The sequence below is a fragment of the Leuconostoc rapi genome (assembly GCF_016908715.1).
In the GTDB taxonomy this organism is placed as follows: Bacteria; Bacillota; Bacilli; order Lactobacillales; family Lactobacillaceae; genus Leuconostoc; species Leuconostoc rapi.
In genome coordinates this window covers 1-15432 of record NZ_JAFBEK010000008.1, presented here as the reverse complement: position 1 = coordinate 15432, position 15432 = coordinate 1, and the positions used below count along the sequence as shown (strand labels likewise).

Annotated in this window: 13 protein-coding genes; 10 read left to right on the top strand and 3 right to left on the bottom strand. The window is 38.1% G+C overall.

Annotated features, from left to right (window positions below; genetic code table 11):
* Positions 1-8: 8 nt before the first annotated feature.
* A complete protein-coding gene (locus JOD28_RS07670; RefSeq protein ID WP_259650391.1) occupies positions 9-707 on the top strand; it encodes a TVP38/TMEM64 family protein in 699 nt (232 codons plus the stop codon).
* 6 nt (positions 708-713) lie between these two features.
* Entirely contained in the window at positions 714-1550 is an 837-nt protein-coding gene (locus JOD28_RS07665; RefSeq protein WP_204770243.1) for a DUF368 domain-containing protein, read from the top strand.
* A 60-nt stretch (positions 1551-1610) separates the two neighbouring features.
* Here JOD28_RS07665 and JOD28_RS07660 read toward each other — a convergent pair whose 3' ends face one another.
* Positions 1611-3410, bottom strand: coding sequence for a M3 family oligoendopeptidase (locus JOD28_RS07660; protein ID WP_204770242.1), 1800 nt, complete (start codon positions 3408-3410; stop codon positions 1611-1613).
* Positions 3411-3581: 171 nt separating this feature from the next.
* On the opposite strand from JOD28_RS07660, the gene JOD28_RS07655 reads away from it, so the two are divergent.
* The 4 genes from JOD28_RS07655 (at position 3582) to JOD28_RS07640 (ending at position 7453) form a co-directional block, all read left to right on the top strand.
* A complete protein-coding gene (locus JOD28_RS07655) occupies positions 3582-4511 on the top strand; it encodes an alpha/beta hydrolase (RefSeq protein ID WP_204770241.1) in 930 nt (309 codons plus the stop codon).
* Between the two features lie 124 nt (positions 4512-4635).
* The gene (gene proB, locus JOD28_RS07650) at positions 4636-5451 is read left to right on the top strand and encodes a glutamate 5-kinase (RefSeq protein WP_204770240.1); all 816 of its coding nucleotides are present in this window, start codon (positions 4636-4638) and stop codon (positions 5449-5451) included.
* Between the two features lies 1 nt (position 5452).
* Complete coding sequence (locus JOD28_RS07645; RefSeq protein ID WP_204770239.1) at positions 5453-6700, top strand: glutamate-5-semialdehyde dehydrogenase; 1248 nt, start codon at positions 5453-5455, stop codon at positions 6698-6700.
* A gap of 96 nt (positions 6701-6796) precedes the next feature.
* Entirely contained in the window at positions 6797-7453 is a 657-nt protein-coding gene (locus tag JOD28_RS07640) for a histidine phosphatase family protein (RefSeq protein ID WP_204770238.1), read from the top strand.
* A 64-nt stretch (positions 7454-7517) separates the two neighbouring features.
* On the opposite strand, the gene JOD28_RS07635 is transcribed toward JOD28_RS07640, so the two are convergent.
* Positions 7518-8477 (bottom strand): nucleoside hydrolase, encoded by a 960-nt coding sequence (locus JOD28_RS07635; RefSeq protein WP_204770237.1) that lies wholly within the window; start codon positions 8475-8477, stop codon positions 7518-7520.
* Between the two features lie 150 nt (positions 8478-8627).
* Here JOD28_RS07635 and JOD28_RS07630 point away from each other — a divergent pair, with 150 nt between their 5' ends.
* The 4 genes from JOD28_RS07630 (at position 8628) to JOD28_RS07615 (ending at position 14334) form a co-directional block, all read left to right on the top strand.
* The gene (locus tag JOD28_RS07630) at positions 8628-9641 is read left to right on the top strand and encodes an NAD(P)/FAD-dependent oxidoreductase (RefSeq protein ID WP_204770236.1); all 1014 of its coding nucleotides are present in this window, start codon (positions 8628-8630) and stop codon (positions 9639-9641) included.
* Positions 9642-9986: 345 nt separating this feature from the next.
* Entirely contained in the window at positions 9987-11606 is a 1620-nt protein-coding gene (locus JOD28_RS07625) for a peptide ABC transporter substrate-binding protein (protein WP_204770235.1), read from the top strand.
* Between the two features lie 28 nt (positions 11607-11634).
* Entirely contained in the window at positions 11635-12897 is a 1263-nt protein-coding gene (locus JOD28_RS07620; RefSeq protein WP_204770234.1) for a metal-dependent hydrolase family protein, read from the top strand.
* A 54-nt stretch (positions 12898-12951) separates the two neighbouring features.
* Positions 12952-14334, top strand: coding sequence for a glutamate--cysteine ligase (locus JOD28_RS07615; RefSeq protein WP_204770233.1), 1383 nt, complete (start codon positions 12952-12954; stop codon positions 14332-14334).
* Positions 14335-14364: 30 nt separating this feature from the next.
* On the opposite strand, the gene JOD28_RS07610 is transcribed toward JOD28_RS07615, so the two are convergent.
* Complete coding sequence (locus tag JOD28_RS07610; RefSeq protein ID WP_259650390.1) at positions 14365-15261, bottom strand: hypothetical protein; 897 nt, start codon at positions 15259-15261, stop codon at positions 14365-14367.
* Positions 15262-15432 lie beyond the last annotated feature (171 nt).

Genomic DNA, 15432 nt, shown 5'->3' with positions numbered 1-15432 from the left:
GGATTACAGTGAATCATATTATTCGTCGAGGCAATCATAAAATGCAACTTGGCAGACGAGTAAAGCTCAAGCGTCAGCCACTAGATATGTATAAAGTCACACTACGCACTAGAAGACGACAAATTGTTCGTCGGTTGATACAAATTATAGGTATTGTTGGCTTAATTGCTACACTTATTGTTGGGTTATATTTATGGCATGCTGGATTACTTACAGATCAGGCGCTATTACGTGGTATGATTAAACGTTTTGGTATATTAGGACCAATCGTTTTTATAGGCATTCAAATCATTCAAGTAGTTTTGCCCATTATTCCTGGAGGTATTACGCTGGCCGTGGGACCATTATTATTTGGTCCATGGTTGGGTTTCATTTACAATTATGTTGGGATTGTCATTGGCTCCTTATTATTATTTCAAATTGGTCGTACCTTTGGTATCCCCCTAGTCGAAGCACTTGTGCCACGCAAAATATATCGCAAGTATATTGACAAACTGAACGGTAAAAGATGGGTTAATTTATTTATAATTATGATGGTGTTGCCGATTGCACCAGACGATGCACTAATATTACTAACGAGTTTAACCAAAATGCCATTTAAACAATTCTGTTGGATTTTGGTTTTGAGCAAACCGATTGGTATTGCTTGTTATAGTTTTGTTTTGTTGTATGGCTTTGATTGGTTACTTAAAATATTTGGAATGTAGGTCATTATGAAAAAAGATCGTATTAAAAATTGGTTAACGCGTTTTATCAAAGGTGTTTTCATTGCTTTAGGGTTTATTTTACCAGGAGTTTCAGGTGGCGTTTTGGCTGCTATATTAGGCTTATATGAGCGTATGCTAAATTTCATGGCGCATGTGCGTCAAAATTTTAAACGTGATTTTTGGTATTTTGTGCCGGTGGCCTTAGGTGGTATTACTGGCATTATTTTATTGAGTAACCCATTAGCATATTTATTAACCACTTATAAGGCAATTGTATTATGGGGGTTTGCTGGAGCCATTGTTGGGACCTTGCCATCTTTATTTAGAGAAAGTGCTAAAGCGGGGCGTCATCGTTCTGATTGGTATGTTTTTGCGATAACAGCTATCGTTGGTGGCTTGTTTTTATATCATATGACAGCTATTTTTGGTCATATACCAGTTAATTTTTTCTCGTGGCTCTTAGCAGGTGGGCTCATTGCCCTAGGTGTGATTGTACCAGGGTTAAGTCCATCTAATTTATTGTTATACTTGGGATTGTTTGATCCAATGATTGAAGGATTTAAAAAGGCAGATTTGAGTGTATTTATACCTATGTGTATTGGTGGATTATTAACATTGCTTCTTTTTTCCAAAGTCATGCATTATTTATTACAAAATTTCCATGCTAAAGTTTACCACTTTATTTTGGGTATTGTTGTTGTATCAACACTTTTGATTGTCGTACCACCTGTGGCTGATTATTCTGGATTTACAGTTATGAGTATGGTTATCAGTACTATATTATTTGTGCTAGGTGTATGGTTAGGTTATTGGATGAGTCATCTTGAACAAAAATATAAATAGTACGTCAAAAAGGCAAAATCACTGTATCCATGATTCTGCCTTTTTATTATGATATTGGTATTAAATAAATTGTTCGGATAAGTCTAAGAATTCATTAATATCTGCTTGAATCAAATCAGCGCCTGCTTGCCAAAAATCAGGCTGCGTCAAGTCAACATTAAGATGTTTTTTTGCGAGATCTTCTGAAGACATGTTGGCCGTGTCACGTAACAAGGCGATGTACTTATCTTCAAACTCAGCCCCCTCCAGTTGTGCTTGAGCATAGATGCCAGCTGAGAAAAGGTAACCAAATGTGTATGGGAAATTATAAAATGGGACAGAATCAATAAAGAAATGTAATTTGGAAGACCAAAAATGAGGATGTCGAACATCTAGAATACCGTCAAACGCATCAATCTGTGCCTGATCCATTAGTTCATTTAAGCGTTGTGGCGTTACGACACCAGATTGTCGTTCAGTGTAAAAAGCATCTTCAAACAGAAAACGCGCATGAATATTTAAAAACATGGCAATTGGATTGGTCATTTTAGCATCAAGTAAGACGAGTTTTTCAGCATCTGACTTGGCGCCTTTAACATTAGCATCGTTGACAATTAATTCAGCAAATGTCGAAGCAGTTTCTGCAACATTCATCGCATAGGCATCACGCCATAATGGCAGATCAGTCAGCTGAGCTGAATGAAATGCATGGCCCAATTCATGCGCAATTGTCGCAGCATCATTAACAGAACCTGTATAGGTCAAAAAAATGCGTGATTCGTGCAAATCTGGGACAGATTCCATGTAACCACCAGGTTGTTTGCCAGGGCGGTTTTCGGATTCTATCCAGCGATTTTCAAATGCCATCTTTGCAAAATCAGCCATTTTTGGTGAAAATTTACCAAATTGTGTAATAATAAAAGCGGCTGCATCATCATACAAAACTTCTTTTGGCTGATAATCGCCAATATGTGTTAAAGGCGCAACCTGATCTTGCCAGCCTATTGTCTTTAAACCAAGGAGTTGCTTTTTACGATCAAAATAGGGTTTAAACATGGCTTTATTGTTATCAACCACACCCCACATGGTGTCTAGCGTGGCTTGTGACATGCGATTCATTTCAAGTGGCCGTTCTAAATGTGATTGGCGACCATGAGCTTGTTGGTTGGTTAAACGAAAGCCAGCCAAATGGTTCAGTGTATCGGCAGTTAAATTTTCTGATTGTTGCCACATTTTTTCGTAATTAGCCATGATATTAGCACGAGTGTCATTATCTGGTTCACCATCGAGCATATTTAAAGCTTGACCAGCAGAAATTTGTCTTGTCTTACCATCATTGGCATCGGTATAAGTCATTGATAATGAAGCAGAGATGGTATCGTAGTGCTGAGACCAAGCTTGTTGGCCATCAAGGTCAAATTTATTAATCAAAGTTTCTGTTTTGTCATCTAGTAAGCGCTTGGCATCTGTTCGTAATTCAGTTAAATAATAAGCAATTGGTGCAAGGCGTGGTGATTGGCATATTGTTACAAATGATGGTTTATCCAAGGATAATAGTTGTTTTTGAAACTGGTTTAATGGTGCTGAAAAATCCACAAAAAGCTTACCTAGTTTGTCAAAATGTGGCGCGTAAACACTATTACCGTAGTCCACTGATGCCAAACCATTGATGAAAATACTGATGGTACCCAGTCCAGAACCAATTGTTTGTGCTAAATCGGCTAAGTCAGCGATTTGGTCATCGGAAGAAGCTGCTACAGCAACTTGTTCACGAAAAGCTATAATTTGCTGGCCGACGAGTTCATATTTTTGTGCGAGTTGTGGTGAGTTAATGCCACCAGGATAGATACGATCTAAATCCCAATTTTGTGAATAAGCCATGTTTGTTGGACACCTCTTTTTATGTTTCTTATTAGTATAACATTTTATATGATTGTATTATGATAATTAAATCATACCATTCTCATCATAAGATCTGCTTAAATTATTGTTGTAGTTATTGTCACGTTATCGATCACAGTGTAAAATTATTGTTTTAAGGGGTAAACGAATATGCACAACTTAGTCAAATGGTTAATTGGCCTTGTTCTTGTTATTGCACTAGTCTTATTTATGGCGGGGATGTATTTCTTCCATGTTGCTCAAGTGCGAGATCCACAAGCTGATCAACCAGACGCCTTGCGCTCAAAAGAAAATCCACTCTATCATTATGAACATACTTTCTTAGCACGTCCAAAGCAAACGTGGCATGAAACATCTAAAGATGGGCTAAAATTAGTTGCGTGGTATGTTCCTGCTGACAAAAAAACAAATAAAACAGCAGTTTTGGCTCATGGCTGGCATAATAATAAGACATCAATGGCGATTTATGGTGAATTATTCCATGAGTTGGGCTATAATGTTTTGATTCCAGATAATCGTGCGCATGGCGATTCACAAGGTAAAATGATTGGTTATGGTTGGCTTGATCGACGCGATTATATCCAGTGGCTAAATCAAGTGATTACTAAAAATGGTCAAAATTCAGATATTGTCATGTATGGGATGAGTATGGGGGCAGCTACTGTCTTGTCGACATCTGGCGAGTCGGATTTGCCCAAGCAAGTTAAGGCTGTTATTTCTGATTCATCTTACACGAGTTTGTGGGACGAAACCAAACATGAAGCAGGTGACATGTATAATTTACCATGGTTCCCACTTGTTCCAGTTGTATCCGGTATCTCAAAAGTACGCGCTGGCTACTTTTATAGCGAGGCTAGTCCGCTAAAACAAGTCGCAAAAAGCACGCGACCAACGCTATTTATACAAGGTGGCGCTGATACGTTTGTGCCAACTCAAATGGTCTACCCGCTTTATCATGCCTTGCACGCACCGAAAGCATTATGGATCGGTAAAGGGTCAAAGCATGTTCAGAGTTTTAATGATCATCCTGTTGAATATAGAGAACGTATCCAAAAATTTTTGATGCAGTATGATCGTTGATGAGGATTGAGTCGCAACACTTTAAAATAGTGTCACGAAACTATTTTAAAGTGTTTTTTAGCGCAGTTTTATCGGGTTGGTATCTTTCATGATATAATAATGGATATTAAATGAGGAAAAATTTATGCAATCAGCATCAGAAAAGATACAGCAGGTTGATCACTGGCAGCGTTTAGTGATTAAGGTTGGGACGAGTACAATCGTTGAAGCATCAGGTGAAATCAACTATCCCATTATTAATCGTTTGTCGCAAACATTAACGCAGTTGAGAAAAGATGGGCATGAGGTGATTTTGGTAACATCTGGTGCCATTGGTGTTGCGCTTCAACAAATGAAAATTTCAAAAAGGCCAACTGCTATTCCAGAACAACAAGCTTTAGCGGCCATTGGTCAAAGTTACTTGATGGCGATTTATAATCAAAGTTTTGCATTTTATCAGCAACATGTTGGTCAAGTCTTATTAACTTACGATGTCTTTAGTAACAAACAGATGCTATTAAATACGATTAATGCGATTGAATCAATGTTGGCACAAAATGTCATTCCAATTATTAATGAAAACGATGTCATTGCAGTGGATGAATTAGAACATCAACATTCATTTGGCGATAATGATCGCTTAGCTGCCATTGTGACGCATGAAACAGACGCGGAGGGGTTGATTGTCTTAAGTGATATTAACGCTTTATATACTGCTAATCCGTATGTTGACCCCATGGCTAAGCCAATACCATTGGTTACGCGGATAACCGAAGATTTGTTGGCAGGTGCTGTTGGTTCATCTCAACTGGGAACAGGTGGTATGGCAACAAAACTTTACGCTGCTGATTATTTGATGTCAAAAAATCGCAAAATGGTGTTGATTAATGGCGATAATCCAGCAACTATTTTAGATGTTGTGAATGGACAACAAGTTGGTACGTTATTTAAAGGAGAATGATATGGTCTTAACTGTAGAGGAAATTGGAAAACGGGCTAAGAAAGCGACAAATCAAGTTGCGGCATTAACCATTGAAAAACGAAATGCGTTACTATTACAAATGGCGCAGGCACTTGTAGATCAACAAGATGCCATTATTGCCGCCAACAAAGAAGACTTGTCTGAATATGGTCAAACACTGAGCGGTCCAATGCAAAAACGACTCACCTTGGATACGGAGGCAGTTCAAGATATTGCGCAATCGTTAAAAGCTGTTGCTGCCTTACCTGACCCCTTAGCTGGTCCCTATGATCAGTGGCAAACACACGTTAAATTGAAAATTATCAAAAAAATTGTGCCACTTGGTGTCGTTGCCATGGTTTACGAAGCGCGCCCTAATGTCACCGTTGATGCGGCCGCACTAACTTTAAAATCTGGTAATGCCGTTATTTTACGTGGTGGAAAGGAAGCCATTCATAGTAACGCTTTTCTAGCAACCATTTTGCGACAAGTTTTGACTGATAATCAGTTAAATCCTGATATTATTCAATTGATTACCGACACATCACATAATTCAGTCAATGATTTACTACACATGAGGAAAATAATTGATGTTCTTATCCCTCGTGGCTCAGCAAAGTTTATTGATTTTGTTGTGGCCAATGCGACAGTGCCAGTGATCGAAACTGGTGCGGGGAACACGCATATCTATGTAGACAGCTCTGCCAACCAAGATGAGGCAATACGTATTATCCACAATGCAAAAACGCAAAAACCGTCGGTCTGCAATGCAGCCGAAAAATTATTGATCCATGAAAGTATTGCGGCAGAATTTTTGCCAAAAATTGCAACTAAGCTGGTGGCTTCTCACGTTGAATTGAGAGGGGATGATGCTAGTCGTCAAATTGAACCACAAATTTTACCAGCAACAGCGTTAGACTGGGACACAGAGTATAATGATCTCATCATGGGTATTAAAATTGTTGCAGATACGGATTCCGCTATTGATTGGATCAATGAACATACAACACATCACTCTGAGACAATCATTAGTGAGACGCCGGAGAATGTCGTTAAATTTATGAACGCTATTGATGCAGCGGTTGTTTATCAAAATGCATCTAGTCGTTTCACAGATGGGTTCGAGTTTGGATTCGGCGCCGAGATTGGTATTTCAACACAAAAGCTTCATGCGCGTGGCCCTATGGGATTACCTGCACTGACTACGATTAAGTATGAGGTTTTTGGCGATGGTCAGATCCGATCATGAGCTAAATGTCCATTGTGTACACGTCGGTGATTCAGCTTTTTTAAGGGGACCATTTAAAAGCGTGGGACAATTGATTGCGAGTAAAGGAGATTAACCATGAAAATTTATGCTGTTCGTCATGGACAAACGATATTTAATGTACTCGATAAGGTACAAGGTTGGGCAGATACACCATTAACCAAAAAAGGCGAAAAAGATGGCGTTTCTGCAGGACGGCGTTTAAAAAATGTTCATTTTGATGCCGCTGTATCATCAGACACATCACGAGCAATTCATACGGCTGAGTTTATCTTGGCTGAAAATGATCATAAAACACCGCAGTTAACATACACGCCGGATTGGCGTGAATTCTTTTTTGGCAGTTTTGAGGGTGGTGACAATCAGGCAATGTGGGGGAAAACCGCACAGGCTTTGAACATTGAAACACATACACCAGATGAACTGGCACGTCATGTTGATATGACGAAGATTATGAATACGATTCATGAAGTAGATCCAAAACATCTTGGTGAAAATGCAGCTGCTTTTTGGCAAAGAATGGACCAGTCATTGGCTAAATTACAGCAAACGTATCATGATGATGATACAGTTTTACTCGTGACACATGGCCAATTAATTTGGAATTTAGCACAAAACTATGGGCATTTAGAAACAGCTGATCGACCAAAAAATGGTGCAGTAGCAGTATTTAACCTTGATAAAAATGGCAACTTTGGTGTTGACAATTTTAACGATGTGACAACTATTTTCTAAAGTAACCACGATGTCCGCTGTAATATAAAAGGAAGCTAAATATCACATTTAGCTTCCTTTTATATTAATTGCTCAAAACAGAGAGCATCAATGTTTGAAAATCAGTAACAAAACGGTCAGTATCAACCAGCACTGCTGCTTTTGAAGTTGTTGGTTCGAGCAGTTTATCTTTATCACCAATTGTTCGGCCATAATCGCCACTGTTTTGATCGTATGTCACACGCATAGATAAGGGTAATGTTGTGACATATGTTGGATCAATGCCAACAGCTACGGCTAATGGGTCGTGTAAAGCAGCACCTTTTTTATCAATACCTAGATTAGCGTAGGCATCAATATAAAAATCCATTAATTCAGCAAATTTGTGAGCAGCTTTTGTACCTAAATCACGCCAAGCAGCCGTTTCTTGTTTAGTGAGTAGTGTTCGCAAAGTTACATCTAAGCCAACCATTGTAAGGTTATTTTGATGTGTGAAAACATAATCAGCATCTTCAGGATCTTGATGAATGTTAGCTTCAGTAAATGGTGTCACATTGCCGGGTACTGTCAATGCACCACCCATTAAAGTTGTATTTCCAATGAGTGTTGCGACTGCGGGATCCTTTTTAATAGCAGTTGCTAGGTTAGTGAGCGGACCAGTAGGAATAAAAATTAAATCATCTGAAAATTGATGTGCAGATGCAATTAAAAAATCAACGCCGGTTTGTGTTTCAACATGACGTGGGGATGTTTCCAAAACGACGTCGCCAATACCATTTTTACCATGGATTAACTGTGAAATGGGCATTACATCAAAATGATCAGTTGTTGACGAGTGACCTTCACCAATAAATACTGGGACATCATCGGCACCAAGTAAATGCAATAGATTTAATGAATTCTGTGCGGCTGTCTCAATTAAGGTATTACCGTAACTTGAAATAATACCAATAAGATCAACATTTGGATCTGCCACAGCATAAGCCAATGCTAGGGCATCATCAATACCGGTGTCGAGATCAAGGATCATTTTTTTCTGAGCCATAGTTTTTTTGTGTTTAGGTAACTACCTGTTAACACTTTTCCTCCGTTTAATTAATAATTCTATTATACCGACTATAGAAAAAAATTGTATCAAAAGCGCGTGATATAATGATAAGGTAAATAGTGTAGTTGAAAGGATATGTATCCTCTTATGGAACAAGAAATATATGATATTGCCGTGATTGGTGGTGGGCCAGTAGGTATGTTCACGGCATTTTACGCCAGTTTACGTCACGTTAAAACGGTATTAGTTGAAAGCTTGGCAACGTTAGGTGGCCAAGTAACCGCTCTTTATCCTGAAAAAACGATTTTAGATGTTGCTGGTTTTTCTGGTATTAAAGGGTCAGCCTTTATTGCAGAACTAGATAAACAATTACACTTATTTCCCGTAGATATTAAGACAGAAACCACTGTGGTTAATGTTGAACAAACTGGCGAGTTATTCACAGTAACAACGCATATCGGTGAATCCTTTCAAGCTAAAAAAGTCATTATAACAACTGGCAAGGGAGCGTTTGAACCACGTAAAATGCAAGTTGATGGTGTCGATGAACTTGTGGGTCAAGGGGTGCATTATTTTGTGACGCATAAACAGGATTTTGCTAATCATCATGTTGCAATTGCTGGTGGTGGTGACTCTGCTGTGGATATGGCAACGATGTTGAACGATATTACCAGATCGACTACAATTATTCATCGTCGTGATAACTTTCGCGCGATGGAACAGAGTGTGCTGGCGTTAGAACAATCAACTGTTATAAGAGAAACTCCGAAAAAAATAAATCATATTGAAAAGCAAAATAATGGGCAATTAAAAATCACCTTAGCGCAAGTAAAAGATGATAATAATGTTAATGACATAATAGTTGATGATCTAATTATTAATTATGGTTTTATTTCAGAAAACAAAACGGTTCAAGGTTGGCATATCCAACCAGAGCAATCTGGGCAAGCGTTCAAAGTTAATCAGGAGATGCAAACTAGTGTACCCGGGATTTTTGCTGTCGGGGATGCGAGCCATTATAGTGGTAAGTCTGATTTAATTGCCATTGGATTTGGTGAAGCACCACATGCGGTGAACGCGGCGATACGCCAATTTGACCCATTGCGTGGTGGCCCTGGTCACTCGAGTTCTATGGTGTTAAAAGATGGCAAATTAAAATAAGTTGCTGTTATTAGTGTATGCCTTTAAAAAAAGAAATAGAGACTTTTTATAATTTTAAAATTAGTTTTATGAAAATATTGCTTTTTAAAATGAAAGGTGTATTATAATATAAAATAGACAAAAGGGAGAACAAAATGATGACAAATACGATTCAGTTGCAAAACCAAAAGGCATTTCAAGTTCTCCTCCTCAACCTCAACACTTTTAAGTGAGCGCGGTTGATTATTTTCAGTCGCTATTATAAGCGACTGGAAATGCGACCCCTGTGAACAATTATCACTAAGAGACTATCCAGTATGAGACACTGGATGGTCTTTTTCTATTTTCAAGGGAGTATAGCACATTATGAAAACAAGAACAAAAATCATTGCCACAAGTGTTATTGTGATTGCCATTGCGGGGATAGGAGTAACAGTAAAAAATAAAAATGATGCGTCTAAAAATAAAATTTTACAAGTGATGATGAAGTCAGAACCAGTGACAATGAATCCAATCATGACGACAGACATATACTCTGAGCAAGTTCAGGATCAGGTTTATGAAGGACTTTATCGGTATGAAAAGAATAAAATTGTGCCAGCTATGGCTGGAAATGTAGTTAAACCGACAAAAAATGGCACAGTATATACCTTCAAAATTAGAGATAACGCAAGATGGTCAAATGGCGATCGTGTCACTGCCAATGATTTTATGACTGCAATTCAGAAAACAGCAGACCCCAAAACAAAATCACAAGCTTCAGCTGATGCCATTAGTGTCATTAAAAACTATGATTTAGTACATTCAGGAAAATTATCACCAGATAAAATTGGCGTAACAGCACCTGATAAACAAACAGTCGTGGTGACATTATCACAACCAACGCCTTGGTTTGATCAATTAGCAACAACGATTATACCTGTTAATACAAAAAAATATCAAGAATGGGGACAAAAATACGGCACAGCATCGAAATATACGGTGACAAATGGTGCTTACACAATGTCGAATTGGACAGGGACAAATACGAGTTTTTCGTTAATCAAAAATAGTCAGTACTGGCATGAAAAGCATGCTAAAATTAACGAAATTCATACAAGAGTGATTAAAACACCTATGACAGCTGCTGGTGAATTTAAAAATAAGCATCTAGACATTGCACAATTATCAGATGAATATATTGCCTCTTACAAAAGAAATAAAGATTATCGAGCGGTACCGCAAGCAGTTGTTCGAGGAATTTATTTTAATGAAACGAGTAGCAAAACTAATAATGAACATTTGCGTCAAGCTTTTGGTTATATGATTAATCGTGATGAAATTGCAAACCATGTCATGAAAGATGGATCGATAGCACAATCTAACGCAGTACCTTCGGGTGTAATGGTAAATCCGAATACTGGTTCTGACTTTAATCACGATGCAGGTACGCAATTTAAGGTGAATAAAAAGAAAGCACAAGCTGAGTGGGCAACATACCAAAAAGAAATAGGGCACAAATCAGTGACATTAAATATGACGTTTGATGATGACACAACAAGTAAGGCGGTTGGCGCTTACATTCAATATGCCGCTGAGCAATTATTTAATGGTTTAACTATTAATATGGCATACGAACCACATGGCCAAGTTGTTTCAGAGGTCTTAAAACAGAACTTTGATATGGTGAATATGGGTCTTAGTGTTGATGTTGCCGACGCTGCTTTCCCATTAGCCATTGGTCAGACAGGTTATGGCTTGAATTTTTCAAAAGTATCAGATTCAACTTATGATGGCTTGCTGAAAGCTGCTAACGATCAAGTAACTGATGCGAGTCAGCGTTATAAAACTTTACAGGCAGCGAACAAATATTTTACACAGACAAAAGCCTATATGATTCCAATTTATCAACCGATGAATGCAAGTGTCGTGTCAGATAAAATTGGTGGATTTAAAGCTAACGCCTTTCATTCAGCCGCGTATCAGGACATGTATTGGAAAAATTGATGCATCAATTAAAAAGTAGGAGAATATTATGACAACAACTAAATTTAATCATTTTTATAGCTTCAACGCACAAACAGGTGATTTTGATGATAATCGTTATGCTGTGATTGATAATATCACGGGACGATATATATCGGTTGGTCAAGGTGAAGGACCACAGGCAGATCATACAATTAATGGTCAAGGTCAATACATGATGCCAGGCATGATTAATGCTCACGTTCATATTGATTCTGATGTTAACAATCAGTTTGGCAAACCAGAGTTTGGCGTGCATTCTGAAGAAGAACATGTGCGTGGTGTTATCACAGCTGTCAGTAACATGCAAAATATGCTTAAAAGTGGCGTGACAGTTGTTCGAAATGTAGGCACCTCACATATGACAGATATTGAAATAGCTAGAATGCAGGCAGCAGGTCAAATAAAAGGACCAATGATGATTGCTTCTGGCCGAACTTTTTCAATGACAGGTGGGCATGGTAGTGATAATGGGTACGAAGTTGACGGTGTCGATGAAGTTCGTAAAACAGTGCGTCAGGCAATTAAAAATGGCGCACAAATCATTAAATTCATGGTGACAGGTGGCGTTAGTGCCGGTGATTTTGAAACACCAGATCAAGTACAACTAAACGAAGATGAAATTCATGCTGGTGTTGTCGAAGCACATAAAAAAGGTATTAAAGTTGCCGCACATGCCCAAGGATCAGAAGGTATAAAAATTGCGATTCGTGCAGGCGTTGATTCAATTGAACATGCTTTTCACATTGATGATGAAGCCATTGATATGTTGAAACAACAGGGCACATCAGTTGTACCGACAATGATTGCAATGAAGCGTATTATTGATCGACCAGAAGATGTCCCTTACTGGATGATTCAACGTGCCATGACACATTGGGAAGCACATCAAAAAAGCATTGCACATGCAGCTGCAGCAGGCGTTAATATCGTTATGGGTACTGATTCTGGTACACCATTTAATGGTTTTGGTGAAGAGAGTGCTGTTGAAATGGCAATGATGGTCGAACATGGTCACATGACACCTCAGCAAGTGATGCAATCAGCAACGATTAATGCTGCCAAAATGATGGGCATTGATGATGATTATGGTGACATTAGTGTTGGTAAGTATGCTGATATCATTGTCACAAAAGTCAATCCAATCGTTGATATGACTGCGATGCAACAAGTTGATAAATGGGTATTTCAACACGGGCAAGCAGTAGCAAATGTGCCTCATAATGTTGCTAATACGGCGGGCCATTTTGAAATAAAAACTGCAGCAATATAAATAAATAGCTATATTTTGAATAGCTTAGAGTAGAGATTAGTCAGGAGTAAAGATATGGATCTTAGTGATCTTGGTAAACTTATTTTAGAGCAAGATTTAGAAACCACACTCATGGATGTCAATATGGGTATCGAGGTCGAAATGCATCGTGTATTCAAAAACGGAAAATTTACCACGAGAGATTTTCCTGAAGAATTAGGCGATCAACAGCAGAACAGTCATATTAAAAATGATTTTTTTAATGCACAAAGTGAAGTGATTACACCGACTGCCGGTAACGCAGCAGAGTCTATTCGCTATCTCACGGCTTTGAATCATACCTTACGGGCCTCGTTAAATGCTGATGAATTGCTATGGCCGCTATCGTTGCCACCTAAGTTACCAACTGATTTGAGCACGATTAAAATGGCGCAAGTAACAGCTGAAAAAGCGCAGTATTATCAGGGATGGCTGCAACGACATGATATTCGTCGTGCTTTACCCACAGGCGTCCATGTTAATATTAGTTTTAATCATGCCCTTATTGATTCATTGCATGCTTATACATTAACCAAATATCCAACAAAAGCGGCATTACAGAACGTGCTATTTGAAAAAATCATTCATGGATTTGTGACATATCGTTGGTTGCTAACTTACTTGTTTGGTGCAGCGCCCGTTGCAGAAGAAAATTATTATACAAATAGTACACCAAGTTATCCGGTTAGATCACTGCGATCATCACGTCAATATGGTTTGTTTAGTGACTATCGTGGCAATTATACAAGTGTCTCAGACTATGAACAAAGCATTTTAGCAGCAATTAAAAACCATGAAATTCAAAACGAATCTGAATTTCATGGGCCTATCCGACTCAAATCAACACAAGGTTTGCAGGGCATGAGTCAAAATGGGTTAGATTACATTGAGTTACGCATGTTAGACTTGGATCCGAGTTCGTCAATTGGCATTCGGTCTTCGACAGTGCGCTTTATTCGATTATTGATTATGTATTTCGTTATGATGCCAGATGATTGGGTTGAATCAGACCAACAATTAGCCGAAGAAATGAACGAATCAGTAGCTTTAGAACCAGCAAAATCAATGACACAGTACCAGGATTTGGCATTAACTTTTATGGAAAATTTGGCACAGTTTGTTTCAGATGTTGGACTGTCAACGAAAGTTAAAAATACTGTTCGTGAATTGTATCAACGTGTTGTGAATCCAAATACGACATTGTCTGCACAGCTATATGATTTAATTGATAATGGTTCGCTTGTTAATTACGCAATAACCCGAGCACAAATGTACCAAGATGTGGCGATCGAACAAGCCGCTCATTTACGCGTATACAAAAAGTCAGTCGATGGGCAAACCATGCGTGCAGAGGTATTAAAAACTACCCTATTTGATCAACCATGGCGACATGTAGAATATCCTTCAGAAATTGAATAAAAGAATACGACTTATTACAGGTCGTAAACTTTAAAGATTTTTTTGCTTATTAACGTAATGTTGATAAGCTTTTTTCATTTCTGGCGATATTGTTGTTTCAAACAAATCTTTCTTTAACAAGTCGTAATTTAAAGTTTCAAGTTTTGAACGATGGCTATCTGGGTAAAGTATCAAAACTGCTTGACGAAACTCAGCATACATGGTCTGATATGCCGGAGAATCGAGCAAATACTGTTCACCAATTGTAATCATTTTTTGTGAAGCAAAATGATATAAAGACAATGGTGTGTAATGCGCGCGTAAGTTTAATTGTATCACTTGAGATAATAGTGGTACGTATTGATGAGCTTTTTCAGTAGACTTGATGCTCGATAAAGCACCAAAAGCAAATCTGAGCCCAAGTGATTGGTTAAAATAGATGACACTTTGTTGCGCAGCGGACAAATCGCCCAAAGAATTGCTGTCATCAATACTCGTCGTTAAAGTAGCCAATAAGTTGTGCAAAACATTGATAAACTCTGACTCTTTGAAAATGACATTATTAAATTCTAGTTTAAGTAAAATTAATAAATTAACTTCTTCTAAGCCATATTCACCTTCGAGTAGTACTGATTTTAAAGCATAACGCAAATCACTCGGTATATCATAGTTAAAAGCATTTTTTGAAGTCATACGGTAAAGCCTAACGGCTGATTTTAAACGCTCGATATTATGGGTTAAATAAAATTCGTTGAGGGGGATGTTATAAGTTATTGATGAGGGTAAATTGGTTGTTGATTCGTATAATTGTAAATTTTTATCTACCGTTGTTTTCATATGGGCAACTTCTGAAAACGTTGTTCGTAAATAACGTACCGCATCAAGAAACTGTAATGTCGTAATATCGGTTTCACCTTTGACATAACGGTACCAAGCAGAGTTTGACACATGAATGAAATCTAAAAGACTTGATAATTTAATGCCTTTGTTCTTGCGTATTTCATTTAAAAGGCGTCCAATGGTTTGGTTTGGTTTGGTTTGGTTTGGTTTGGTTTGGTTTGGTTTGGTTTGGTTTGGTTTGGTTTGGTTTGGTTTGGTTTGGTTTGGTTTGGTTTGGTT

Coding starts and splice junctions, on each gene's coding strand:
- JOD28_RS07655 (WP_204770241.1), top strand. CDS start 3,582: ATGCACAACTTAGTCAAATGGTTAATTGGCCTTGTTCTTGTTATTGCA.
- JOD28_RS07615 (WP_204770233.1), top strand. CDS start 12,952: ATGGATCTTAGTGATCTTGGTAAACTTATTTTAGAGCAAGATTTAGAA.
- proB (WP_204770240.1), top strand. CDS start 4,636: ATGCAATCAGCATCAGAAAAGATACAGCAGGTTGATCACTGGCAGCGT.
- JOD28_RS07660 (WP_204770242.1), bottom strand. CDS start 3,410: ATGGCTTATTCACAAAATTGGGATTTAGATCGTATCTATCCTGGTGGC.
- JOD28_RS07645 (WP_204770239.1), top strand. CDS start 5,453: ATGGTCTTAACTGTAGAGGAAATTGGAAAACGGGCTAAGAAAGCGACA.
- JOD28_RS07665 (WP_204770243.1), top strand. CDS start 714: ATGAAAAAAGATCGTATTAAAAATTGGTTAACGCGTTTTATCAAAGGT.
- JOD28_RS07635 (WP_204770237.1), bottom strand. CDS start 8,477: ATGGCTCAGAAAAAAATGATCCTTGATCTCGACACCGGTATTGATGAT.
- JOD28_RS07620 (WP_204770234.1), top strand. CDS start 11,635: ATGACAACAACTAAATTTAATCATTTTTATAGCTTCAACGCACAAACA.
- JOD28_RS07640 (WP_204770238.1), top strand. CDS start 6,797: ATGAAAATTTATGCTGTTCGTCATGGACAAACGATATTTAATGTACTC.
- JOD28_RS07630 (WP_204770236.1), top strand. CDS start 8,628: ATGGAACAAGAAATATATGATATTGCCGTGATTGGTGGTGGGCCAGTA.
- JOD28_RS07625 (WP_204770235.1), top strand. CDS start 9,987: ATGAAAACAAGAACAAAAATCATTGCCACAAGTGTTATTGTGATTGCC.